The 23,909-nt window shown below is 72.1% G+C and carries 22 protein-coding genes; 14 read left to right on the plus strand and 8 right to left on the minus strand.

The genetic code is table 11. The annotated features are described in order from the left end of the window. Positions 1 to 251: 251 nt before the first annotated feature. Positions 252 to 1,118 carry a biotin--[acetyl-CoA-carboxylase] ligase gene (locus OOK38_RS08570; RefSeq protein WP_266762113.1) on the minus strand — a complete coding sequence of 289 codons (867 nt, stop codon included), beginning with the start codon at positions 1,116 to 1,118 and terminating at the stop codon, positions 252 to 254. Between the two features lie 136 nt (positions 1,119 to 1,254). Between OOK38_RS08570 and OOK38_RS08575 the strand changes: the two genes are divergently transcribed. Together OOK38_RS08575 and OOK38_RS08580 are read left to right on the plus strand one after the other, a co-directional pair. Beyond that, positions 1,255 to 2,847 carry an acyl-CoA carboxylase subunit beta gene (locus OOK38_RS08575; RefSeq protein ID WP_266762111.1) on the plus strand — a complete coding sequence of 531 codons (1,593 nt, stop codon included), beginning with the start codon at positions 1,255 to 1,257 and terminating at the stop codon, positions 2,845 to 2,847. Positions 2,848 to 2,877: 30 nt separating this feature from the next. Further along, the gene (locus OOK38_RS08580; protein ID WP_266762109.1) at positions 2,878 to 3,087 is read left to right on the plus strand and encodes an acyl-CoA carboxylase epsilon subunit; all 210 of its coding nucleotides are present in this window, start codon (positions 2,878 to 2,880) and stop codon (positions 3,085 to 3,087) included. Here the strand turns inward: OOK38_RS08580 and OOK38_RS08585 are convergent. Then, the gene (locus OOK38_RS08585) at positions 3,084 to 4,250 is read right to left on the minus strand and encodes an SGNH/GDSL hydrolase family protein (protein WP_266762107.1); all 1,167 of its coding nucleotides are present in this window, start codon (positions 4,248 to 4,250) and stop codon (positions 3,084 to 3,086) included. The two genes, OOK38_RS08580 and OOK38_RS08585, sit on opposite strands and share 4 nt — an antisense overlap. A gap of 172 nt (positions 4,251 to 4,422) precedes the next feature. Here OOK38_RS08585 and mmpB point away from each other — a divergent pair, with 172 nt between their 5' ends. After that, on the plus strand, positions 4,423 to 4,551 hold the full coding sequence (mmpB, locus tag OOK38_RS08590) for a morphogenic membrane protein MmpB (protein ID WP_266762105.1): 129 nt from the start codon (positions 4,423 to 4,425) through the stop codon (positions 4,549 to 4,551). Positions 4,552 to 4,624: 73 nt separating this feature from the next. Beyond that, positions 4,625 to 5,245: a nucleoside triphosphate pyrophosphatase gene (locus tag OOK38_RS08595; RefSeq protein ID WP_266762103.1), complete on the plus strand. Its 621-nt coding sequence runs from the start codon at positions 4,625 to 4,627 to the stop codon at positions 5,243 to 5,245. A gap of 317 nt (positions 5,246 to 5,562) precedes the next feature. On the opposite strand, the gene OOK38_RS08600 is transcribed toward OOK38_RS08595, so the two are convergent. Beyond that, positions 5,563 to 6,192, minus strand: a complete 630-nt coding sequence (locus tag OOK38_RS08600) for a hypothetical protein (RefSeq protein WP_266762101.1) — start codon at positions 6,190 to 6,192, stop codon at positions 5,563 to 5,565. A 354-nt stretch (positions 6,193 to 6,546) separates the two neighbouring features. On the opposite strand from OOK38_RS08600, the gene OOK38_RS08605 reads away from it, so the two are divergent. Together OOK38_RS08605 and OOK38_RS08610 are read left to right on the plus strand one after the other, a co-directional pair. Continuing rightward, complete coding sequence (locus tag OOK38_RS08605; protein ID WP_266762100.1) at positions 6,547 to 8,319, plus strand: biotin carboxylase N-terminal domain-containing protein; 1,773 nt, start codon at positions 6,547 to 6,549, stop codon at positions 8,317 to 8,319. A 380-nt stretch (positions 8,320 to 8,699) separates the two neighbouring features. Beyond that, positions 8,700 to 9,245, plus strand: coding sequence for a TetR/AcrR family transcriptional regulator (locus OOK38_RS08610; protein WP_266765829.1), 546 nt, complete (start codon positions 8,700 to 8,702; stop codon positions 9,243 to 9,245). A gap of 56 nt (positions 9,246 to 9,301) precedes the next feature. Here the strand turns inward: OOK38_RS08610 and OOK38_RS08615 are convergent, their stop codons facing one another. Together OOK38_RS08615 and OOK38_RS08620 are read right to left on the minus strand one after the other, a co-directional pair. Further along, positions 9,302 to 10,270: a DeoR/GlpR family DNA-binding transcription regulator gene (locus OOK38_RS08615; RefSeq protein ID WP_266762099.1), complete on the minus strand. Its 969-nt coding sequence runs from the start codon at positions 10,268 to 10,270 to the stop codon at positions 9,302 to 9,304. Positions 10,271 to 10,437: 167 nt separating this feature from the next. Next, on the minus strand, positions 10,438 to 11,886 hold the full coding sequence (locus OOK38_RS08620; protein WP_266762097.1) for an NAD(P)H-quinone dehydrogenase: 1,449 nt from the start codon (positions 11,884 to 11,886) through the stop codon (positions 10,438 to 10,440). Between the two features lie 106 nt (positions 11,887 to 11,992). Here OOK38_RS08620 and OOK38_RS08625 point away from each other — a divergent pair, with 106 nt between their 5' ends. From OOK38_RS08625 to OOK38_RS08640, 4 genes are all read left to right on the plus strand, one after another. Beyond that, complete coding sequence (locus OOK38_RS08625; protein ID WP_266762095.1) at positions 11,993 to 12,430, plus strand: gamma-glutamylcyclotransferase; 438 nt, start codon at positions 11,993 to 11,995, stop codon at positions 12,428 to 12,430. 296 nt (positions 12,431 to 12,726) lie between these two features. Next, the gene (locus OOK38_RS08630) at positions 12,727 to 13,551 is read left to right on the plus strand and encodes a purine-nucleoside phosphorylase (protein ID WP_266762093.1); all 825 of its coding nucleotides are present in this window, start codon (positions 12,727 to 12,729) and stop codon (positions 13,549 to 13,551) included. An 84-nt stretch (positions 13,552 to 13,635) separates the two neighbouring features. After that, positions 13,636 to 15,267 carry a phospho-sugar mutase gene (locus tag OOK38_RS08635; RefSeq protein ID WP_266762091.1) on the plus strand — a complete coding sequence of 544 codons (1,632 nt, stop codon included), beginning with the start codon at positions 13,636 to 13,638 and terminating at the stop codon, positions 15,265 to 15,267. Positions 15,268 to 16,089: 822 nt separating this feature from the next. After that, positions 16,090 to 17,214 (plus strand): hypothetical protein, encoded by a 1,125-nt coding sequence (locus tag OOK38_RS08640; protein WP_266762089.1) that lies wholly within the window; start codon positions 16,090 to 16,092, stop codon positions 17,212 to 17,214. 72 nt (positions 17,215 to 17,286) lie between these two features. Here the strand turns inward: OOK38_RS08640 and OOK38_RS08645 are convergent, their stop codons facing one another. Beyond that, positions 17,287 to 17,964: a PH domain-containing protein gene (locus OOK38_RS08645; RefSeq protein ID WP_266762087.1), complete on the minus strand. Its 678-nt coding sequence runs from the start codon at positions 17,962 to 17,964 to the stop codon at positions 17,287 to 17,289. 52 nt (positions 17,965 to 18,016) lie between these two features. After that, entirely contained in the window at positions 18,017 to 18,457 is a 441-nt protein-coding gene (locus OOK38_RS08650; protein ID WP_266762085.1) for a helix-turn-helix domain-containing protein, read from the minus strand. Positions 18,458 to 18,530: 73 nt separating this feature from the next. Between OOK38_RS08650 and OOK38_RS08655 the strand changes: the two genes are divergently transcribed. From OOK38_RS08655 to OOK38_RS08670, 4 genes are all read left to right on the plus strand, one after another. Next, on the plus strand, positions 18,531 to 19,430 hold the full coding sequence (locus OOK38_RS08655; RefSeq protein WP_323178793.1) for a class I SAM-dependent methyltransferase: 900 nt from the start codon (positions 18,531 to 18,533) through the stop codon (positions 19,428 to 19,430). Between the two features lie 528 nt (positions 19,431 to 19,958). Further along, positions 19,959 to 20,915, plus strand: a complete 957-nt coding sequence (deoC, locus tag OOK38_RS08660; protein WP_266765827.1) for a deoxyribose-phosphate aldolase — start codon at positions 19,959 to 19,961, stop codon at positions 20,913 to 20,915. A 6-nt stretch (positions 20,916 to 20,921) separates the two neighbouring features. Continuing rightward, positions 20,922 to 22,379 carry an aldehyde dehydrogenase family protein gene (locus OOK38_RS08665; protein WP_266762083.1) on the plus strand — a complete coding sequence of 486 codons (1,458 nt, stop codon included), beginning with the start codon at positions 20,922 to 20,924 and terminating at the stop codon, positions 22,377 to 22,379. Beyond that, positions 22,380 to 23,285: an aldehyde dehydrogenase family protein gene (locus OOK38_RS08670; RefSeq protein ID WP_266762081.1), complete on the plus strand. Its 906-nt coding sequence runs from the start codon at positions 22,380 to 22,382 to the stop codon at positions 23,283 to 23,285. A 136-nt stretch (positions 23,286 to 23,421) separates the two neighbouring features. Here OOK38_RS08670 and OOK38_RS08675 read toward each other — a convergent pair whose 3' ends face one another. Next, positions 23,422 to 23,829, minus strand: coding sequence for a hypothetical protein (locus tag OOK38_RS08675; protein ID WP_266762079.1), 408 nt, complete (start codon positions 23,827 to 23,829; stop codon positions 23,422 to 23,424). Positions 23,830 to 23,909: the final 80 nt, after the last annotated feature.

Genomic DNA, 23,909 nt, shown 5'->3' on the forward strand with positions numbered 1-23,909 from the left:
CGACCGCGCTCAACTCTACGGCAGGTGTGCGCTGGCTCACTCCCGATGCCGGGACCGAGGTCGGGGACGGTGCCGAGGTCGAGTGCACCACGTCGTTCCGCCCTCCGGCACACCATGTCGCACCGCCGGCGGACGCACCACGTCACACCACCCTCGGCCCCATCGCGTCACACCGCCCGCCGGCCCGTCGCCGCACACCCCGGCCGGCCCGTCACGTCGGACCGACCGCGGACCCGCCGCTTCACACCGCCTCACACCGCCCGCAGGTGCACCACGTCTCCGGCCCCCACCGGCTCCTGCACACCGTCCTCCGTGGCGATGACGAGCCGCCCGTCCCTGTCCACGGCCACGGCCTCCCCGACGATCGACCGGCCTCCGGGCAGCTCGGCCCGCACCTCGCGCCCGAGGGTCGCGCACCCGGCCGCGTACGTCTCCTGGAGGCCGGAGGCGGCGGGGTCGCCGCCCGCCGCGCGCCAGCGCTCGTACCACTGCTCCAGGGAGCGCAGCACGGCCCGCAGCACGGTGTCACGGTCCGTGGTCGTCGCGCCGGCCAGCGCCAGTGATCCGGCGCCCGGCACCGGCAGCTCGTCCTCGCGGAGCGAGACGTTGATGCCGATGCCGACGACGACCGCGTCGGTGCCCGCGCGCTCGGCGAGGATGCCGCCGGCCTTGCGCTCCTCTCCGTCCACGGTGACCAGCAGGTCGTTGGGCCACTTGAGTGCCGTGTCGACCCCGGCGGAGCGTGAGAGCGCCGTCGCGGCGGCGACGCCGGTGAGCAGCGGCAGCCAGCCCCAGCGTTCGACGGGGACACCGGTGGGCTTCAGCACCACGGAGAAGAAGAGGCCGGAGCGGGCCGGTGCCGTCCACTGGCGGTCCAGACGGCCCCGCCCGGCGTTCTGCTCCTCGGCGACGAGGACCGCGCCCTCGTCGGCGTTCTCCTTGGTGACGAGGCCGACCAGATCGGAGTTGGTGGAACCGGTGCGCTCCACCACCTCCACGTCGCTCCACAAGCCGTCGTCACGGACCAGCGCCCGGCGCAGGGCGGTCCCGTTGAGCGGCGGACGGTCCAGGTCGGACCACCGATTGTCGTTCGCGTCTGCTGCATCTCGCGGCGTCATGCAACCCACCCTAGGTGTGGTAAACGCCGCACTGCCGATCGGTAGGCCCGCCACTACGCTACGGATGAGTAGCAAGCCCCCCTTCTGAGCACCTCACTCTTACGTCCCCTTAGAGCAGGCAGGGAGCCGCACCCCGATGTCCGAGCCGGAAGAGCTGCAACACCCCGACATCCACACCACCGCGGGCAAGCTCGCGGATCTGCAGCGCCGTATCCAAGAGGCGACGCACGCCGGCTCGGAGCGCGCCGTCGAAAAGCAGCACGCCAAGGGCAAGTTGACGGCTCGTGAGCGCATCGAACTTTTGATGGACGAAGGTTCCTTCGTCGAGTTCGACGAGTTCGCGCGGCACCGCTCGACCGACTTCGGGCTGGAGAACAACCGCCCGTACGGCGACGGTGTGGTCACCGGCTACGGCACGGTCGACGGCCGCCCGATCGCCGTGTTCTCCCAGGACTTCACCGTTTTCGGCGGTGCCCTCGGCGAGGTCTTCGGCCAGAAGATCATGAAGGCGATGGACTTCGCGCTGAAGACCGGCTGCCCGGTCATCGGCATCAACGACTCTGGCGGCGCGCGGATCCAGGAGGGCGTCAGCGCTCTCGGCATGTACGGCGAGATCTTCCGCCGCAACGTGCACGCGTCGGGTGTCATCCCGCAGATCAGCCTGGTTGTCGGCCCGTGCGCGGGCGGTGCGGTGTACTCCCCCGCCATCACCGACTTCACGGTCATGGTCGACCAGACCTCGCACATGTTCATCACCGGTCCTGACGTCATCAAGACGGTGACGGGCGAGGACGTCGGCTTCGAGGAGCTGGGCGGCGCCCGCACGCACAACGCCGTGTCGGGCGTGGCCCATCACATGGCGGGCGACGAGAAGGACGCCATCGAGTACGTCAAGCAGCTGCTGTCGTACCTGCCGTCCAACAACCTCAGCGAGCCCCCGGTGTTCCCGGAGGAGGCGGACCTCACCCTCACGGACGAGGACCGCGAGCTGGACACGATCGTGCCGGACAGCGCGAACCAGCCGTACGACATGCACTCGGTGATCGAACACGTCCTGGACGACGCCGAGTTCTTCGAGACGCAGCCGCTGTTCGCGCCGAACATCCTCACCGGCTTCGGCCGGGTCGAGGGTCACCCGGTGGGCATCGTCGCCAACCAGCCGATGCAGTTCGCCGGCTGTCTGGACATCGACGCGAGCGAGAAGGCCGCGCGCTTCGTGCGGACGTGCGACGCGTTCAACGTGCCCGTCCTCACCTTCGTGGACGTGCCCGGCTTCCTCCCGGGCGTCGACCAGGAGCACACGGGCATCATCCGCCGCGGCGCCAAGCTGATCTACGCCTACGCCGAGGCGACCGTCCCGCTGATCACGATCATCACCCGCAAGGCCTTCGGTGGCGCGTACGACGTCATGGGCTCCAAGCACCTGGGCGCCGACCTCAACCTCGCCTGGCCCACCGCGCAGATCGCCGTGATGGGCGCGCAGGGCGCGGTGAACATCCTGCACCGCCGCACCATCGCGGCCGCCGAGGACCAGGAGGCCACCCGGGCCCGCCTGATCCAGGAGTACGAGGACACGCTGCTGAACCCGTACACGGCGGCCGAGCGCGGTTACATCGACGGCGTGATCATGCCGTCGCAGACCCGCTCCCACGTCGTGCGCGGCCTGCGTCAGCTGCGCACGAAGCGGGCGTCCCTTCCGCCGAAGAAGCACGGCAACATCCCGCTCTAGTCCCCACAGACCCGGATCCTGGGAGCAGACATGACGATCAAGGTCGTACGGGGCAATCCGACCCCTGAGGAGCTGGCCGCCGCACTGGCGGTGGTCCGCGCACGCGCCGCGGCGGTGGCATCCGCCCCGTCCGGCGCGTCCGGGTCGCGCGACTCCTGGTCCGACCCCGCCCGCATCGCCGCGCACCGGCTTCCGCGGCCGGGCCCGACGACCTGGGGCCGCAGCTACTGGCCCGGCTAGGCCGGACGCGGGGCCGGCAGGCCCTGGAGCACCGTCGCGACGGCTTCGGCCATCACCGTGTATCCCGCGTCGTCGGGGTGCAGGTGGTCGCCGAAGTCGTACGCCGGGTGCAGCCGGTACGGGTCCGCCGGGTCGGCCAGGGCGCGGTTCAGGTCCACGACCGCGTCCCACTCTCCCCGCGCCGGGTCGCGGATCCACGCGTTCACCTCGTGGCTCACCTTCGCCGCGTGCTCGCCCCAGTGGTCGGAGCCGCCGAAGGGCAGCAGGGTCGCGCCGATCACCCGGAGCCCACGCGCACGGGCCGCGTGGATCAACGTCCGGTATCCGGCGATGAGTTCGTCGGCCTCGATCACCGGAGCCGGCCGGTAGGTCGGCTGTTCGTCCGTCTCGCTGAAGCCGATGTCGTTGACGCCCTGGAGGACGACCAGTGTGTCCACGCCCGGGTGGTCGAGGACGTCGCGGGTGAGCCGGCGGACGCCCTTCTCGCCGTACCAGGCGGAGTCGTTGAGCAGCAGGTTCCCGCCGATGCCCGCGTTGAGGACGGGCCTCCCGGTGCGTTCGGCGAGCGCGTCGGACCAGCGCCGGTTCGCGCCCGGGGTGGAGCCGAAGCCGTCGGCGATGGAGTCGCCGAAGAGTGCCATGCCGTCCTCGCGTCCGCCCGTGTCGACCTCGACGGCGGACAGGAAGTACCAGGATTCGGTGTCCTGTGTGAAGCCGTGTCCCGCGAGGTCGTGGAGGCGGTCCCCGGCACCCCGGTAGCTGGTCGCGAAGGCCTGCGCGTGAAACGTCGCGGGCCCCGTGACGGTGTCGAAGTGCAGGGTGACGGTCACCGACTCCAGTGATTCCAGGGAGAGTCCGGCGGGGTCGCTGACGAGGTGACCGTGCGCCGGGATCTCGGCGGAGGCGGTCCCTCCGAAGGTGAGCCGCCGCACCGAGCCCGCCTCGACGGCCGCCCCGCGGGCCGTACGGGCGACGGTGGCGCCCGCGACGCGCAGCGGCGAGGTGCCGTACGCGTTGGAGAACCGGACGCGGAGCCGGTCGCCGCCCGCGGTGAGGCGGACGACCTGGCGGAGCGACTGGCGCCAGAAGCCCTCGCGCGACCAGTTGGGGGTGAAGCCTTCGCTGGGGAGCTGGGGCGATGCGGTCCAGGCGGTGGTGAACATGGCGATTCTCTCTCCTGCCACACAAACGGGTCTGGAGTTCCTTTAGTGATACCCATGACGATAGCAGGCTCGGACTCGCTAAAGAAACCCCAGACCCATTTACACAGGATGCCCGCAAGTTGAGTACGCGTACTCAGGCGCCCGGCCGCCCCGCCGTCGCACGATCGAGGACATGCTGTGGTCCGATCCGGAGAACGAACCTCCCAAGGAACTCCGCGACATGCAGGACATGTTGCGACGCCTGGGCGTTCTCATGGCGCTGGCCATGGTGGTCGCGATGATCCTGCTGGGCATCCGCTGACCGGGCCCGGCCCGCCCGCGTCGGGCGAACGGCGGCCGAGGCGAGGGCCGATCGGCGCCGATACCCTGATCGCATGACCGATCAGCCGCGCCGCCGCCTCGTGCTCGCCTCTCAGTCCCCCGCCCGGCTCAACCTGCTGCGGCAGGCCGGACTCGCCCCCGAGGTGATCGTGAGCGGGGTCGACGAGGACGCCGTCACCGCGCCCACCCCCGCCGAACTCGCCCTCGCGCTCGCCGAGGCGAAGGCCTCCGTCGTGGCCGCGCGCCCCGAGGTCCAGGGCGCGCTGGTGATCGGCTGCGACTCGGTGCTGGACCTGGACGGCGAGGCCCTCGGCAAGCCCGCGGACGCCGAGGAGGCCACCGCGCGCTGGAAGGCGATGCGGGGCAGGGCGGGCACACTCCAGACGGGCCACTGCATCTGGGACACGACACAGAAGCGGTGGGAGTCCGCCACCGCCTCGACCGTGGTCCGCTTCGGCGAGCCGACCGACGCGGAGATCGCCGCGTACGTCGCGTCGGGCGAACCCCTCCACGTGGCGGGCGCGTTCACCCTCGACGGCCGCTCGGCGCCCTTCATCGAGGGCATCGACGGCGACCACGGCAACGTCATCGGCATCTCGCTGCCGATGGTGCGCAGGCTCCTGGGCGAACTGGGCGTCGGTATCACGGAGTTGTGGACACCCCGGGAGAAGTGAGAACCGCGGCCGCGACCGGAGGGCCGATCGAACACCCGGGAGGCCTGGGCAACGGGCTTTCGAGGTGGCGGAGTCGACGACCCGACGGCCGGACAGCCGGGAACCCTCGACCCGACCGGCAGACCGGCCGGCGGGACGAGGAGGGTCGACCGGCCGGGGCGTCGCTCGAAGGCTCGGGCGACCGGGTGGACAGCCGGCCGGTCCGGCCCGAGGAGGCGGCCGGCCGGGGCGCCTGTCGGCCTGCCCGGCGAGTACGGCTCGCCCGGGGAGTTCGGCTCGCCGGATGGGCCGCCGTCAGCTGGCCGGAAGGGCCGCCGTCAGGTGGTCGAGGGGGCGGGCGGCGCCGCGACGGCGGCCTCCTCTTCACCGGCCCTCTTCGCGTCGGCACCCTTGCCCAGGTCGACACTCTTCCCCTCGTCGACACGATGACCTTCGCCGACGGGCTCGCCCGCCTCGGCAGGCGTGTCCGCGTCGACGGGCTTCCCCTCGTCGACGTGCTCCCCTTCACCGCCGTCGTTCCCGACGCCCTGCGGCGCGGCGTCGACGGGGCCCGTCTCCCGGCGGTCGTACGCCAGGAGGGTGAACACGATCAGGCCGAGCACGACCATCATGAAGGCGAAGGCGCCCCAGCCCACCAGGCCCACCGTGAAGGCCCCGAGCAGAGCGTGCACCACGGCGGCGCTGACCAGCAGGACACGCCCGAGGAGGCCCGGCGCGCGGTCGCGGAGCGCGACCAGCAGGGCGGACACGGCACAGGCCCCGAAGTAGAGCCCGAAGACCAGTCCGCCGACCTTCGAGGACACCGACATCATGTCGGAGTCGAGCCCCGCCAGGGACATGTCCTGGCGGTCGACGACGACCCCCAGGAACCAGTTGAGGAGTGCGATACCTATCGCCTCCACGAAGAGCACGATCGCCGCCACCCATGCCACCGGTCTGCGCACCACCGGCCCCACCCACTTCCGCGTGCTGTTACCCCAAGTACGTTCGAGACATCCCGAACGCTACTAACGGGTAAACCCCGGGACAAGGGTTCTGCCGAGGGCAAAGAATCGTTGGGCCATTCGTAGGGACTCGACAAAGAATCGTTGTGGGCCGCAGCACGGAGTCACAGAGACCTTGGCCACACCGGAGGGCTAGGGTTCAGGGAGGGATTCCCACGTGCCTTGGCACGACAAGGGATTTCGCGGGTAGGGCGAGCCTCGTATCACGCTCCGTGTGGGCAAGCTCACCACTAGGGACGGGTCGAAACGTCGTGTTGGCTGTCCCTAAACTCGGCTTGTTTCAAGGAGGGAGCCATCGTGCGCAAGGTGCTCATCGCCAACCGTGGCGAAATCGCTGTCCGCGTGGCCCGGGCGTGCCGGGATGCCGGGATCGCAAGCGTTGCCGTGTATGCGGAACCGGACCGGGACGCTCTGCATGTCCGTGCGGCGGACGAAGCGTTCGCATTGGGCGGTGACACCCCGGCCACCAGTTACCTGGACATCGCCAAGGTGCTGCAGGCCGCCAAGGACTCGGACGCGGATGCCATTCATCCGGGCTACGGCTTTCTTTCGGAGAACGCGGAGTTCGCGCAGGCCGTTCTCGACGCGGGGCTGATCTGGATCGGTCCGCCGCCGCAGGCGATCCGGGACCTCGGTGACAAGGTCGCGGCGCGTCACATCGCGCAGCGTGCGGGTGCGCCGCTGGTGGCCGGTACCCCGGACCCGGTCTCGGGTGCGGAGGAGGTCGTGGCGTTCGCCGAGGAGCACGGTCTGCCGATCGCGATCAAGGCCGCCTTCGGTGGCGGCGGGCGTGGTCTGAAGGTGGCCCGGACCCTCGAAGAGGTGCCCGAGCTGTACGAGTCGGCGGTCCGTGAGGCGGTCGCGGCGTTCGGGCGGGGCGAGTGCTTCGTGGAGCGCTACCTCGACAAGCCCCGGCACGTGGAGACGCAGTGCCTGGCCGACACCCACGGCAACGTGGTCGTGGTCTCGACGCGTGACTGCTCGCTGCAGCGCCGCCACCAGAAACTGGTCGAGGAGGCCCCGGCCCCCTTCCTCTCCGACGCCCAGGTCCAGGAGCTGTACGCCTCCTCCAAGGCGATCCTCAAGGAAGCCGGCTACGTCGGCGCGGGCACCGTGGAGTTCCTGGTCGGCACCGACGGCACGATCTCCTTCCTGGAGGTCAACACCCGTCTGCAGGTCGAGCACCCGGTCACCGAGGAGGTCGCCGGCATCGACCTGGTCCGCGAGATGTTCCGCATCGCGGACGGCGAGGAACTCGGCTACGGCGACCCCGAACTGCGCGGCCACTCCATCGAGTTCCGCATCAACGGCGAGGACCCGGGCCGCAACTTCCTGCCCGCCCCCGGCACCGTCACCGCCTTCGCGCCCCCGTCGGGCCCGGGTGTCCGCCTGGACGCCGGCGTGGAATCGGGCAGCGTCATCGGCCCGGCCTGGGACTCCCTGCTCGCCAAGCTGATCGTCACCGGCGCCACCCGCCGGCAGGCCCTGCAGCGGGCCTCCCGCGCGCTCGCGGAGTTCCAGGTGGAGGGCATGGCCACCGCGATCCCCTTCCACCGCGCGGTCGTCACCGATCCCGCCTTCGCCCCCGAGCTCACCGGCTCCGACGCCCCGTTCACGGTCCACACCCGCTGGATCGAGACCGAGTTCGTCAACGAGATCAAGGCGTTCGCCGCCCCGGCCGACACCGACACCGACGACGAACCCGGCCGCGAGACCGTGGTCGTCGAGGTCGGCGGCAAGCGCCTGGAGGTCTCGCTGCCCTCCTCGCTGGGCATGTCGCTGGCCCGTACCGGTCTGGCCGCGGGGGCCAAGCCCAAGCGCCGCGCCGCCAAGAAGTCCGGGCCGGTCGCCTCGGGCGACACCCTGGCCTCGCCGATGCAGGGCACCATCGTCAAGGTGGCCGTCGAGGAGGGCCAGGAGGTCAAGGAGGGCGACCTCGTCGTCGTCCTCGAGGCCATGAAGATGGAACAGCCCCTCAACGCCCACCGCTCCGGCACCATCAAGGGCCTGAGCGCGGAGGTCGGCGCGTCCGTCACTTCGGGTGCCCCGATCTGCGAGATCAAGGACTGAGCACCACGGACGGGTGACTCACCCGTCCGTCCGGAGCGCCCGGTGGGCCGCAGCTGCGGCCCACCGGGCGCTCCGTCGTGTGCGGACGCGGGCGTACGATCCCGCCCGGCCGGCACGGCGTACGATCCCGTCCTACCGGCGGCGTCGTACGATCCCGTCCCTACCGGCGGCGGCGCTCGAACCCGCCGTCCGCGCAACCGGCGATGATGCTTCGAGCCGCCCGCCGCGGAGCCGCGGGAAGTCCGCCCGGGAGCCACCGGTGGCATCCTGGAGCGCGAGCGGACGGCGGGAGAGGGCAGGTGTTGGTCATGGTGAGCGCGACCGCGTGGGAGCCGGCCGGGACGTCCGGGCCCGCTCCGGGTCCAGGGGTGCCGCGCGTCATGCGTGCGGACGCCCGGCGCAACTACGAGCGGCTGCTCGCCGAGGCGCGCTCCTCGTTCGCCGAGCACGGCACCGACGCGTCGCTGGAGGACGTGGCCCGGCGCGCGGGCGTCGGGATCGGCACGCTGTACCGCCACTTCCCGAATCGGCGCGCCCTGATGAGCGCGGTCTTCGAGGGAGCCGTGAGCGATCTGCTGGCCCGCTCGCGTGAGTTGCTGGAGGCCCCGCAGCCGTGCACCGCTCTGGTGGACTGGCTGCGCGAGATCATCACGCACGCGAGTGAGTACCGAGGGCTCGCACGCGCCCTCATGTCGGCCTCGCGGGACGACGGTTCACACCTCGCCCGGTGCAGCGGCCCGATGCGTGAGGCGGGCAGCGCCCTGCTGCTCCGCGCCCAGGAGTCGGGGGCCGTACACCCCGACGTCTCGATCGGTGATCTGCTCCAGCTGACCAACGCGATCGCGCTGGCGGCGGAGGAGACCCCGGACGACCCCGCGCTGGCCGACCGTCTGCTGAGCCTGACCCTGCGCGGCCTGAAGCCGTGAGCCGACCGGGCCGGGCGCGGAGACCCGCCGCCGGCCCCGAGGTCCGCCGACGCCGCTCAGCGACGTCGAAGGTCGGCCACCCGTGCCCTTTCGGCCTGGGGCTGGTCCCCCATCACCGTCGCGCTCCGTAGTTGCGGCCCCGAGCCCGGGACCACCTGACCGCGGCGCGGGCCCGGGAGCGGTACGTCCCGGCGCGGCTGGCGCCCCGCCGGGAGCGGATCTCCTCCCGCGCCGCCCGACGCGGATGACCCCGCCACCGCGATCTGTACGCCCTGATCGGCCAGGGCCTGCAGTTCGGTGGCCGCACGGTCGTCATGGGCGGGCGGTTCGTCCGTGACCAGGCGGGTGATGAGGTCGGTCGGCACGGTCTGGAACATGGTGTCCGTACCGAGCTTGGTGTGGTCGGCGAGGACCACCACCTCCGCGGCCGCCTGGACGAGAGCGCGGTCCACGGACGCCGAGAGCATGTTGGACGTGGAGAGCCCGCGTTCGGCGGTCAGCCCGCTCCCGGAGATGAACGCCCGGGAGACGCGCAGCCCTTGGAGGGACTGCTCCGCACCCGAGCCGACCAGCGCATAGTTGGAACCGCGCAGGGTGCCGCCGGTCATCACGACCTCCACACGGTTGGCGTGGGCCAGCGCCTGGGCCACCAGCAGGGAGTTGGTGACGACGGTCAGGCCGGGCACCCGCGCGAGCCGGCGAGCCAGCTCCTGCGTGGTGGTACCCGCCCCCACCACGATGGCCTCGCCTTCTTCGACGAGACCCGCGGCGAGATCGGCGATGGCCGTCTTCTCGGCGGTCGCGAGATGCGATTTCTGCGGAAAGCCGGACTCCCGCGTGAACCCGCCCGGCAATACCGCACCGCCGTGCCGGCGGTCGAGGAGTCCTTCTGCCTCCAGTGCGCGCACGTCCCGCCGTACGGTCACTTCGGAGGTCTGGACGACGCGGGCGAGCTCACGGAGCGACACGGCCCCATTCGCTCGCACCATTTCGAGGATCAATTGGCGACGTTCTGCAGCGAACACGAAACTGACAGTAACCCCAACGACCGTCTGCTTTCAGCAGTTTGCGCCGAATAACAGAAGTTGTTCGCATGGCAGGGCGTGAAGTGGTATACGTGCCTACTCGTCCCGCCTATGCCGCGCGTATGGGCGCCGACTCCCTGTGACCAGGGAAGAGTCGACCGGGGGTGTCAGCCCTCGTTCGTGGTCTTCCGGGTGTGCAACTGCCGTGCCACCTCGGCGATCGAGCCGGACAGGGACGGATACACGGTGAACGCGTTCGCGATCTGTTCGACCGTCAGATTGTTGTCGACCGCGATCGAGATGGGGTGGATCAGCTCCGAGGCGTGCGGGGAGACGACCACACCGCCGACCACGATGCCGGTGCCGGGGCGGCAGAAGATCTTGACGAAGCCGTCGCGGATGCCCTGCATCTTGGCGCGCGGGTTGCGCAGCAGCGGCAGCTTCACGACCCGGGCGTCGATCTTGCCCGCGTCGACGTCCGCCTGGGAGTAGCCGACGGTGGCGATCTCGGGGTCGGTGAAGACGTTCGAGGAGACCGTCTTCAGGTTCAGCGGGGCCACCGCGTCGCCGAGGAAGTGGTACATGGCGATGCGGCCCTGCATGGCGGCGACGGACGCGAGGGCGAAGACGCCGGTCACGTCACCGGCCGCGTACACGCCCGGAGCGGTCGTGCGGGAGACCCTGTCCGTCCAGATGTGCCCGGAGTCGCGGACCCTGACGCCGGCCTCCTCCAGTCCCATCCCCGTGCTGTTCGGGATGGCGCCGACGGCCATCAGGCAGTGCGTGCCGCTGATGACCCGGCCGTCGGAGAGCGTGACCTCGACGCGGTCGCCGACCCGCTTGGCGGACTCGGCGCGGGAGCGGGCCATGACGTTCATGCCGCGGCGGCGGAAGACGTCCTCCAGGACGGCGGCGGCGTCGGGGTCCTCGCCCGGCAGCACGCGGTCGCGGCTGGAGACGAGGGTGACGCGGGAGCCGAGGGCCTGGTAGGCGCCGGCGAACTCGGCGCCGGTGACACCGGAACCGACCACGATGAGCTCCTCGGGCAGCTCGTCGAGGTCGTAGACCTGGGTCCAGTTCAGGATGCGCTCGCCGTCGGGCTGCGCGTCGGGCAGCTCGCGCGGGTGCCCGCCGGTGGCCAGGAGCACGGCGTCCGCGGTGAGGGTCTCCTCGGTGCCGTCCGCGGCGCTCACGACGACCTTGCGGGAGCCGTCCAGGGCCTGCATGCCCTCCAGCCGTCCGCGTCCGCGCAGGACACGGGCGCCGGCGCGGGTCACCGAGGCCGTGATGTCGTGCGACTGGGCGAGCGCCAGGCGCTTCACACGGCGGTTGACCTTGCCGAGGTCGACGCCGACCACCCTGGCCGCCTGCTCCATGGGCGGGGTGTCGTCGGCGACGATGATCCCCAGCTCCTCGTAGGAGGAGTCGAAGGTCGTCATCACCTCGGCCGTGGCGATAAGAGTCTTCGACGGCACGCAGTCGGTGAGCACCGACGCCCCGCCCAGACCGTCGCAGTCGACGACGGTCACCTCCGCGCCGAGCTGCGCGGCTACCAGCGCCGCTTCATATCCGCCGGGTCCGCCACCGATGATCACGATCCGAGTCACGTACTCCATTGTCCCGCACGCTTCAAGGTGCTTCCGCCCAGGGGGCCCGAGTAGGGGCATCCGAGCCACTTTGTTACGCGAGAGGCGTACGTTTCGCTGCCGTACCCTCGACCCCATGTCGCTCTACGCCGCGTACGCCGGCAATCTCGACCCGCGGCTCATGACGCGCCGCGCCCCGCATTCGCCGCTGCGCGCCACGGGCTGGCTGAACGGCTGGCGGCTGACCTTCGGCGGCGAGCACATGGGCTGGGAGGGCGCGCTCGCGACGATCGTCGAGGCACCGCGGTCCCAGGTCTTCGTGGCGCTGTACGACATCGCACCGCTGGACGAGGACTCCATGGACCGCTGGGAGGGCGTCGGCCTCGACGTCTACCGCCGGATGCGTGTACGTGTGCACACACTGGAGGGTGAGGAACCCGCGTGGGTCTACGTACTGAACGGTTACGAGGGGGGACTGCCCTCGGCGCGGTACCTCGGCGAGCTCGCGGACGCCGCCGAGTCGGCGGGGGCGCCGCACGACTACGTCATGGAGCTCCGCAAGCGGCCCTGCTGAGGCCCGCCGGAGCGCACGGCTCCAGCCGCCCCGCGGCCCTTCCCGCCCAGCTCGGCGGCGCTTTCCCGCCCGGCCGCCCGCCCCGGCCCGTTCCGCCGGGCATCTCGCCGCGCGCCTTCCCGCGCCCCTTCCCGTGCGCCGCTCCGCGCCGTTCTTCCCGGCCTCCCGCCCGGCTCCGCCCCCGTCCGGGCGCCGCCTCCCGCACCCCTTCTTGTCGGAAACGACAAGACAACGATCGCAAGACCGTGAGCTCCGTCATCTACGCGCGTAGGCCTGGACCAGCTACCCTCTTGCGCGTGAACGCATCTCTTCTTCCGGACGACATCCAGGGCGACCCCCACGCCGCCGCTGACGCCGCCGCCGCGCGCCTGCGCGAGCTCACGGGCGCCGAGACCCATGACGTCGCTCTCGTGATGGGCTCCGGCTGGGCCCCGGCCGTGGACGCCCTCGGCTCCCCCGAGGCCGAGTTCCCGGTCACCGAGCTGCCGGGCTTCCCGGCGCCGGCGGTCGAGGGACACGGCGGCAAGATCCGCTCGTACCGGATCGGTGACAAGCGCGCCCTGGTCTTCCTCGGCCGCACCCATTACTACGAGGGCCGCGGGGTCGCCGCCGTCGCGCACGGCGTACGCACCGCCGTCGCCGCCGGCTGCAAGACCATCGTGCTCACCAACGGCTGCGGCGGCCTGCGCGAGGGCATGCGCCCCGGCCAGCCCGTCCTGATCAGCGACCACATCAACCTGACGGCCACCTCGCCGATCATCGGCGCGAACTTCGTCGACCTCACCGACCTGTACTCGCCGCGGCTGCGCGCGCTGTGCAAGGAGGTCGACCCCTCCCTGGAGGAGGGCGTCTACGCGCAGTTCCCCGGCCCGCACTACGAGACGCCGGCCGAGATCCGGATGGCCCGTGTCATCGGGGCCGACCTGGTGGGCATGTCGACGACACTCGAGGCGATCGCCGCGCGCGAGGCGGGCGCCGAGGTGCTCGGCATCTCCCTCGTCACCAACCTCGCCGCCGGCATGACGGGCGAGCCCCTGAACCACGAGGAGGTCCTCCAGGCGGGCCGCGACTCGGCCGCGCGCATGGGGGCACTCCTGACCCAGGTGCTGGATCGTCTGTAGTCGACGGGGGTGTTCGCCCCCGGAGCCGGGGGCGGAACGACCCGGCTGCACGGAACCGTACGACCGAAGAGAGGTGCACCCGAGGTGCAGGACGAACTCATCGCGCGGGCCAAGGCATGGCTGGCCGAGGACCCCGACGCGGAGACCCGTGACGAACTCGCCAAGCTCGTCGAGGCCGGGGACGTCACCGAGCTGGCCGCCCGTTTCAGCGGCACCCTCCAGTTCGGCACCGCGGGCCTGCGCGGTGAACTCGGCGCGGGCCCGATGCGGATGAACCGTTCCGTGGTCATCCGGGCCGCGGCCGGACTCGCCGCGTATCTGAAGGCCAAGGGCGAGACCGGCGGACTCGTCGTGATCGGCTACGACGCCCGCCACAAGTCCGCGGACTTCGCCCGGGACACCGCTGCCGTGATGACGGGCGCGGGCCTGCGCGCCGCCGTCCTGCCCCGGCCGCTGCCCACCCCCGTCCTCGCCTACGCCATACGGCACCTCGGCGCGGTCGCGGGCGTGGAGGTCACCGCCAGCCACAACCCGCCCCGCGACAACGGCTACAAGGTCTACCTCGGCGACGGTTCGCAGATCGTCCCGCCGGCGGACGCGGAGATCGCCGCCGAGATCGACGCGGTCCGCACGCTCGCCGACGTGCCCCGCCCCGACTCCGGCTGGGAGACCCTCGACGAGGGCGTCCTGGACGCCTATCTGGCCCGTACGGACGCCGTCCTGGCCGAGGGCTCGCCGCGCACCGCCCGCACCGTCTACACGGCCATGCACGGCGTCGGCAAGGACGTGCTGCTCGCGGCCTTCGCCCGGGCCGGCTTCCCGGAGCCGGTGCTCGTCGCCGAGCAGGCCGAGCCCGACCCGGACTTCCCGACCGTCGCCTTCCCCAACCCGGAGGAGCCCGGCGCGATGGACCTCGCCTTCGCGGCGGCCCGCGCGGCGGAACCCGACCTGATCGTCGCCAACGACCCGGACGCCGACCGCTGCGCCGTGGCCGTCAAGGACGGCGCCGACTGGCGGATGCTGCGCGGCGACGAGGTCGGCGCGCTGCTCGCCGAGCACCTGGTGCGGCGGGGCGCGCGCGGCGTCTTCGCCGAGTCGATCGTCTCCTCCTCCCTGCTCGGCCGGATCGCCGAGGGCGCGGGTCTGCCGTACGAGGAGACGCTCACCGGTTTCAAGTGGATCGCCCGCGTCGAGGGGCTGCGGTACGGGTACGAGGAGGCGCTCGGCTACTGCGTCGACCCCGACGGCGTACGCGACAAGGACGGCATCACCGCCGCCCTGCTCATCACCGAGCTGGCCTCCGAGCTCAAGGAGCGGGGGCGGACCCTGCTCGATCTCCTCGACGACATCGCCGTCGCGTACGGGCTGCACGCCACCGACCAGCTCTCGGTCCGGGTGGAGGACCCGTCGGTCATCGCGAACGCCATGCGCCGGCTGCGTGAGCAGCCGCCCACGGAGCTCGCGGGCCTGGCCATCACCAAGGCCGAGGACCTGACCAAGGGCACGGACACGCTGCCGCCCACGGACGGTCTGCGCTACACCCTGGACGGCGCCCGGGTCATCGTCCGCCCGAGCGGCACCGAGCCCAAGCTGAAGTGCTACCTGGAGGTCGTGGTGCCCGTCGGCGACCACGCCGGCCTCCCGGCGGCCCACGCGAAGGCCACCGAGCTGCTGACGGCGATCAAGCGGGACCTGTCGGCCGCGGCCGGCATCTGAGACCCCGCCCGGAGGAGCCGGCCCGCCACCGCCTCCCACCGGGCACCGACGCCCCTCCGCCCGGCCCTCCAGCCGGGCGGACGGCGTTCCGGGCCCCTCGTGGGTGGGTGCGACGACTTCCGGACCCCCCTGCACGGCAGCGGCGTGCGGCGACCCTCATGCGGAGACGTGCGGCGACCTCATGCGGAGAGCGGCACCTGGGCCCCACACGGGGTGACGGGTGACGATTCCGGCTCTCGGCACGCGGCATCCGGCACGCGGCACTCGGCGTCCAGCACCCGGCGTCCGGCACACAGCACCCGGCGTCCGGCGTCCAGCACGCGGCACCCGGCACCCGGCACCCGGCACCCGGCACCCGGCACAAGGTGACGCCTCCCCCGTGACCGCCGTGCTCGTCCTGCTCTCGGTGATTCCGGTCCACGCGGCACAGCGGCTCTCCGCCGACGCGGGGCTGCGGCTCCCGGCAGCCGCAGCCCCCTGCCGGGCGGCAGCCCCCTGGGCGCACTGTCCGGCGCCCCGCTGGGCGGCGGATTCCGGCACCCCGTGCGAGGCGGCGGCGTCCGCGGCCCCCGTCAGCCCCTCGCCACGACGGGCAAGCGTCACGCCAGCCCCTTATGGGTGATTTCCGCACGGCAGTTGACGCAGCGCTCCCGTGCGCCGCCGGGTGGCCGAGGAACGGTTACCCGTAGCGCACCATCGAGTCCCAGGAGCTGCCGCGTGCCCTCGACCGCTTCCCGGCCGACGTCCGCCCCGCCCCGAAGCGCCCCGGGCGGGACCGTCCCCGGCGTCCCGGGCGTCCCAGCCGTCCGGCGCGCGCCAAGCGTGGCAGGCCTCCTCGCCGCGGTCCGTGCCCAGGTGCGGTACGCGGCGCCGGCACTCCTCGCCTACGCGGCCGTCCGCCTCACCGGCCTGATCACGCTCGCGTTCTGGGCGCACCGCCGGCACCACGGCGTCCGGCCGATCCTGGCGACGCAGTGGGACGCGGACTGGTACCTCGGCATCGCCGACCACGGCTACGCCCATCAGCTGGGCACCGCGTTCGACGCGAACAACCTGGCCTTCTTCCCGCTCTACCCGGTCCTGGTCAAGGCGGTCGCGGCCCTGACCCCCGGCTCGCGCGCGACGACCGGGCTGGTGATCGCGGTGGTGTGCTCGTTCCTCGCCGCGTGGGGCATCCACGCGGTGGGCAGCCATCTGCACGGCCGCCGCGTGGGGGTGCTGCTGACCGTGCTGTGGGCGGCCCTGCCGGTGGGTCTCGTCCAGTGGATGGGCTACACGGAGTCGCTGTTCACGGCGTTCGCCGCGTGGGCGCTGTACGCGGTGCTCACCGGCCGCCTGCTGTGGGCGGCCTCGCTGGCGGCGCTGGCGGGGCTGACCCGGCCCACCGGTGTCGCGGTGGGCGCGGCCGTCGCCCTGACCGCACTGCTGTCGCTGCGCCGGGGCTTCTCCGTCCGGGCGCTCGCGGCGGCGTTCCTGGCCCCGGCCGGCTGGCTCGCGTACGTCGGCTGGGTGGGCCTGCGGGTGGGCCGCTGGGACGGCTACTTCGCCGTACAGAGGCTGTGGCACAACGAGTGGGACGGCGGTGCGGAGACCGTGCGCCGGATGCGTGAGGTGCTGGCCCGGAACTCCTCGCCCGAGCTGTTCCTGGTGCTGGTGACCGTGACCCTGCTGGCGGCGGTGGTGCTCTACGCGCTCTCCGCGGGGGACCGCCAGCCGCTCCCGCTGCTGGTCTTCACCGGGATCCTGCTGCTGATCGTCCTCGGCAGCGGCGGCGTCTACTTCCCGCGCGCCCGCTTCCTGCTCCCCGGCTTCCCCCTGCTGCTGCCCCCGGCCCTGCACCTGGCCCGCGCCTCACGCCGCTTCCGGACCCTCGTCCTCACGGCCGCGGTGCTCGGTTCGGCGTACTGCGGCGCGTACATGGCCCTGGTCTGGCCGAGCGCGCCCTAAGGGCTGAGCCCCGGCCCGCCCTGGTGGAGCGCGGTGGGGCCGGGCACGGGCACGACCCCGTGAAGGCTTCGATCAGCCCGTGGCCAGCAGGATCGTGAGGACGACGGCGCCCGCGAGCGCGGGGCCGATCACCTCGTACGCCCAGCGCACCGTGACCTCGCCCTGTGCGCTCTCCTCCGTGGCCCTGGCCTGGGCCAGCTCGCGGAGATCGTCCATGATCTGGTCGGTCTGGGGGCGGGTCGGCGCGTCGGTGGCGGCGCCCCGGCCGAAGGGGGACGGACGGCCCAGCGACGACGTACGGCCGTCGCCGCCGCGGCCCGCCGTGCCCCGCGCCTGCTGCTTGGCCGCCTTCTTGCGGGCGCGCAGCGACACGGGCACCGCCCACAGCTGGAACTTCGTGCCGGAGGTGTCGACGACCTCGTTCGAGTAGTGCGAGCGCAGGGAGGCGACCTTGCCCCAGGGCAGGACGATCACGCGGAGCGGGTTGCGGATGCGCAGCCGGTCCTGGTTGGCGTAGACGGCGGGGCGCAGGGTGAACGCGATCACCAGCGGCACGACGAGGATCAGCGCGGCGAGCGCCAGCCAGGGGGTGCGGCCGGTTCCGGAGATCAGTGCGTCGATGCCGAGCCAGCCCGCGATGATCAGCAGCAGGATGCCGCCCGCGATACCGGCGGGCGACCGGTAGATCCGGTCCCTGGCCTCGGGTCGCGAGGCGTCCGAATGGGGTGACTGGTGGTCCGGGGTGGTCATGGCCCCGATTGTGCACGACGCGTGCGGTGCGCTTGAGCTCGGTGGGGTCTCACTATGGTCGCGAAGGCGGTCGCCCGGCCCGACGGCCCGGCGCCGTGACCGCGCCGGACGCGGCGGCCCCCAGGATCCGGCGGAAGGTGGGGCATTCCAGGTGGCTCGGCGCGGGACAGGCGGCGGCGTGCCGCAGGGAGTCGCGCAGGACTCCGAGCTCGCGGATCGTGCGGTCCAGTTCCTCGGCCTTGTCGGCGAGCACCTGACGGTCGATGCGCGGGCGACCGTCCGGCGCGAACATGCGGGCGATCTCGTCCAGCGAGAAGCCGGCGGAGCGCCCGAGCGCGATCAGCGCCAGCCGTTCCAGCACGCCGGGGTCGAACTGCCGGCGCAGGCCGCGTCTGCCGGTGGGGGCGATCAGCCCCTTCTCCTCGTAGAACCGCAGGGTCGAGGCGGGCACTCCGGCGCGCCGCGCCACTTCGGCGATGTCCAGGTCAGGCATCCTCTTGACCTCAAGTCGGCTTGAAGTAGGACGGTGTCATCTCCGGGTCACCAGGGCAAGCACGGGAGGCGTCATGGAATCCATGCGGAGGGCGGACGACACGGTGGACGGCACGGCGGACGGCACGGCGGACGGCGAGCAGGCGGCGCGCTGGAACGGCCCGGCCGGGAACGCCTGGGTCGACGCCCAGGACGTGGTGGACGCGTTGTTCGCGCCGCTGGAGGACCTGCTCGTCGAAGCGGTTCCGGCCGGGCGTGGGGGCCGTGTGCTCGACGTCGGCTGCGGCACGGGCGGCACGACGGTGGCCGTCGCGCGACGGCTGGGCGCGGAGGGCCACTGTGTCGGCGTCGACATCTCCGGGCCGATGGTGGAGGCCGCCCGGGCCCGCGCGCTGCGGGAGGGCGCGGCGGCCTCCTTCGTCCGCGCCGACGCGCAGGATCACGTCTTCGAGCCCGCGGTCTTCGACGCGGTCGTCTCGCGCTTCGGCGTCATGTTCTTCGAGGACCCGGTACGGGCCTTCGCCAACCTGCGGCGGGCCGCGAAGGGGGACGCGGGACTGCGATTCATCGCCTGGCGCGACATCGCGGAGAACCCGTTCATGACGACGGCCGAACGCGCCGCGGCACCGCTGCTGCCGAGTCTTCCGGAGCGCCGGCCGGACGCACCGGGGCAGTTCGCCTTCGCCGACGCGGGCAGGGTGCGCCGCCTGCTGGAGGAGAGCGGCTGGACCGGGATCGACATCCGGCCCGTCGACGCGGCCTGCGTCCTGCCGGAGGCGGAGCTGGTGCCCTACTTCAGCCGGTTCGGCCCGGTCGGCATCGCCTTGCGCGAGACGGACGAACCGACCCGCGCACGGGTGGTCGAAACGGTCCGCGCGGCGTTCGACCCGTTCGTGCACGGCACGGAGGTCCGCTTCACAGCGGCCTGCTGGCAGATCGACGCCCGAGCCCCACTGCCCAACCCCACCGCGTAGCGCGTCCGGCCACCGGGCACCCCCACCACGAAGGCCCCTTCGCAGCGGCCCGCCCGGCGGATCGACGCCCGAGCACCACCGCCCGCGCCCACCGCCAAGAGCATCCACCACCCGGCACCCCCACCACGGAGTGCCCTTCGGCCACGACCCGACGGGTCCACCGTCGCCCCGTCGCCCCCCTGAGCTCCCCGTGCGGCAGCCCGGCCCGGAAGTCCGCCCGTCCCCTACGGCAGCTCGGTCCGAGAGGGCCACACCTGTGCGGCGGCCGAGGACGTGACGACCGCGGGCGAGAACCGGGCGCGCCTCACCCAGCGCGGCCGGGCACGCGGCACGCCCACTGCGGCGGTCCGGCACACATCCGCCCGCCCGTGTGGCCGTGCGGGACGCGCCCTTCCCGTCACGCACGGCCGCGCCGCCGCTCCGCCACGTGAGCGCACGCGCCCCCGGCGTCCCGGCGGGCAAAAAAACCCTCGGTCATCCCCTGGGCTGTACAGCCGCTACGCGCGTAGATATGCTCGTCTGGTGACCATGCCCACCTCTGCATCTGCTGCAATCGCACTCGGCGACGTAACCGCGTCCGACAGCACGCTGCGCCGCTTCCTCCACGGGCTGCCCGGCGTCGACGCGGTCGGCCTGGAGGCGCGCGCCGCCTCGCTCGGCACCCGTTCCATCAAGACCACCGCGAAGGCGTACGCCATCGACCTCGCCATCTCGATGGTCGACCTGACGACGCTGGAAGGCGCGGACACCCCGGGCAAGGTCCGGGCGCTCGGCGCCAAGGCGGCGCTCCCGGACCCGACCGACCGCACGACGCCCACCACGGCGGCGGTCTGCGTCTATCCCGACATGGTGGCCGTCGCGAAGGAGGCCGTCGCCGGTTCCGGCGTGAAGGTCGCCTCCGTCGCCACCGCCTTCCCGGCGGGCCGCGCCGCGCTCGCCGTGAAGCTGGCCGACGTGCGCGACGCGGTCGCCGCGGGCGCCGACGAGATCGACATGGTCATCGACCGCGGGGCGTTCCTCGCGGGCAAGTACCTGAAGGTGTACGACGAGATCGTCGCCGTGAAGGAGGCCTCGGGCGCCGCCCGCCTGAAGGTCATCTTCGAGACCGGCGAACTGTCGACGTACGACAACATCCGGCGGGCGAGTTGGCTCGGCATGCTGGCCGGGGCCGACTTCATCAAGACCTCCACCGGCAAGGTGGCCGTGAACGCGACGCCCGCGAACACGCTGCTGATGCTGGAGGCCGTCCGCGACTTCCGTGCCCAGACCGGGGTGCAGATCGGCGTCAAGCCGGCCGGCGGCATCCGCACCACCAAGGACGCCGTCAAGTTCCTGGTCCTGGTGAACGAGACGGCGGGTGAGGACTGGCTGGACAACCACTGGTTCCGCTTCGGCGCGTCCTCGCTCCTGAACGACCTGCTGATGCAGCGTCAGAAGCTGGCCACCGGCCGCTACTCCGGCCCCGACTACGTGACGGTGGACTGATCCATCATGGCTTCCGCATTCGAATACGCACCGGCGCCCGAGTCCCGCTCCGTCGTCGACATCGCGCCCTCCTACGGCCTGTTCATCGACGGTGAGTTCACCGAGGCCGCCGAGGGCAAGGTCTTCAAGACCGTCTCCCCCTCCACCGAAGAGGTCCTCTCCGAGATCGCCCAGGCGGGCGAGGCGGACGTCGACCGCGCGGTGAAGGCCGCCCGCAAGGCGTTCCAGAAGTGGTCCGCGCTGCCGGGCTCCGAGCGCGCCAAGTACCTGTTCCGCATCGCGCGGATCATCCAGGAGCGCAGCCGCGAGCTGGCCGTCCTGGAGACGCTGGACAACGGCAAGCCGATCAAGGAGACCCGGGACGCCGATCTCCCCCTGGTCGCCGCGCACTTCTTCTACTACGCGGGCTGGGCCGACAAGCTCGACCACGCGGGCCTCGGCGCGAACCCGCGCCCGCTGGGTGTCGCCGGCCAGGTCATCCCGTGGAACTTCCCGCTGCTGATGCTGGCGTGGAAGATCGCCCCGGCCCTCGCGACCGGCAACACGGTCGTCCTGAAGCCCGCCGAGACCACGCCGCTGACGGCGCTGTTCTTCGCGGACATCTGCCGCCAGGCGGGCCTGCCCAAGGGCGTCGTCAACATCCTTCCCGGGTACGGCGACGCGGGCGCGGCCCTCGTCGAGCACCCGGACGTGGACAAGGTGGCCTTCACCGGCTCCACCGCCGTCGGCAAGGCGATCGCCCGCCAGATCGCGGGCACGCACAAGAAGGTCACGCTGGAACTCGGCGGCAAGGGCGCGAACATCGTCTTCGACGACGCGCCGATCGACCAGGCCGTCGAGGGCATCGTCAGCGGCATCTTCTTCAACCAGGGCCAGGTCTGCTGCGCGGGCTCCCGGCTGCTGGTCCAGGAGTCGATCCACGACGAACTGCTCGACTCGCTCAAGCGCCGTCTGTCGACCCTGCGCCTCGGCGACCCGCTCGACAAGAACACGGACATCGGCGCGATCAACTCCGCCGAGCAGCTCTCCCGCATCACCACGCTCGTCGAGCAGGGCGAGGCCGAGGGTGCCGAGCGCTGGTCCCCGGCGTGCGAACTGCCCTCCTCCGGCTACTGGTTCGCCCCGACGCTCTTCACGAACGTCACGCAGGCGCACACCATCGCCCGCGACGAGATCTTCGGCCCGGTGCTGTCCGTCCTCACGTTCCGCACCCCGGACGAGGCGGTCGCCAAGGCCAACAACTCGCCGTACGGCCTCTCCGCGGGCATCTGGACCGAGAAGGGCTCCCGCATCCTCGCCGTCGCGAGCAAGCTCCGCGCGGGTGTCATCTGGTCCAACACGTTCAACAAGTTCGACCCGACCTCGCCGTTCGGCGGGTACAAGGAGTCGGGCTTCGGCCGCGAGGGCGGTCGTCACGGCCTGGAGGCGTACCTCGCCCCGTCGAGCCCGGAGGGCGAGCGATAAATGAGTGCAGCCGAGAAGTCCGAGCAGCAGCGTCTGAGCGTCTTCAAGACCTACAAGCTGTACGTGGGCGGCAAGTTCCCGCGTTCCGAGAGCGGCCGGGTGTACGAGGTGAGCGACTCCAAGGGCAAGTGGCTGGCGAACGCTCCGCGGTCGAGCCGCAAGGACGCCCGTGACGCGGTCGTCGCCGCGCGCAAGGCGTTCGGCGGCTGGTCCGGCGCGACCGCGTACAACCGCGGCCAGGTCCTCTACCGCGTCGCCGAGATGCTGGAGGGCCGCAAGGAGCAGTTCGTCCGCGAAGTGGCCGACGCGGAGGGCCTGTCGAAGTCGAAGGCGGCCGCCGTCGTCGACGCGGCGATCGACCGCTGGGTCTGGTACGCGGGGTGGACCGACAAGATCGCCCAGGTCGTGGGCGGCGGCAACCCGGTGGCGGGCCCGTACTTCAACCTGTCCTCCCCGGAGCCGACCGGTGTCGTCACCGTGCTCGCCCCGCAGGAGTCGTCGTTCCTCGGCCTGGTCTCGGTGATCGCCCCGGTGATCGCCACCGGCAACACGGTGATCGTGATCGCCAGTGAGAAGTCCCCGCTCCCGGCCCTGTCGCTGGGCGAGGTGCTGGCCACCTCCGACCTTCCGGGCGGGGTCGTCAACGTCCTCTCCGGCGGGACCGCGGAGATCGCCGCTCCGCTCGCCGCGCACCAGGACGTCAACGCGATCGACCTCACGGGCGCCGACGAGGTACTGGCCAAGGAGCTGGAGATCGCGGCCGCGGACAACCTGAAGCGCGTTCTTCGTCCACAGCCTGTGGATTACGCGCGCACTCCCGGCATCGAGCGCCTCACGGCGTTCCTGGAGACGAAGACGGTCTGGCACCCGACCGGCTCCCTGGGCGCCTCGGGCTCGTCCTACTGAGCCCTGCCCGCCCGCCCCGCCGCGCGATGACGCGCTGAGATGTCGGGGCCCCGATCCGTGTCCCCGGGGCCCCGCGCACACGAGAGCCGCGCTTCCCCTCCGTCCGGGGGGAGCGCGGCTCTCTGCCGTCCGGAGCTCAGTGCAGGAGTCCGGTCACCTGGCCCAGTACCGGAATCCTGCCCACCGACGGCGCCTGCGCCAGCGGCCCCGTCAGGGCCTGCGAGGACAGCGGCTTGAAGTCGGCGAGCTGGGTGCCCACGCCGTTGTCGAGCGGGTCCACTCCGGTGCCGGCCAGCGGATTGGGCTTGAGGCCCTCGACCGGGCCCGTGACATACCCCACGGTGCCGGTCAGGGCCCCCAGGCCCGCCTGCGGATCGATGTTGCCGAGCGAGGCGGGCCGGGTGCGCACGGCGTCCACGGCGGGAGCCGTGTCCGCGAAGGCCGGGGAGGCCGCGGCCGCACCGGCAGCGGCCACGCCGACCACCGCGGCGATCCGCGCGGTCGTACGGGCCAGGGTGTTCTGCTGGGCTGCGTGTCGCGCCATCAGGTTTTCCTCTTCGGGAGCGGAGAGCAACTGTATTGACACGCAGAGTAGTTGATCCGGCCACTCCCGTGGGCGCCCGG

It is taken from the genome of Streptomyces sp. NBC_00568 (assembly GCF_026341855.1).
Lineage (GTDB): Bacteria > Actinomycetota > Actinomycetes > Streptomycetales > Streptomycetaceae > Streptomyces.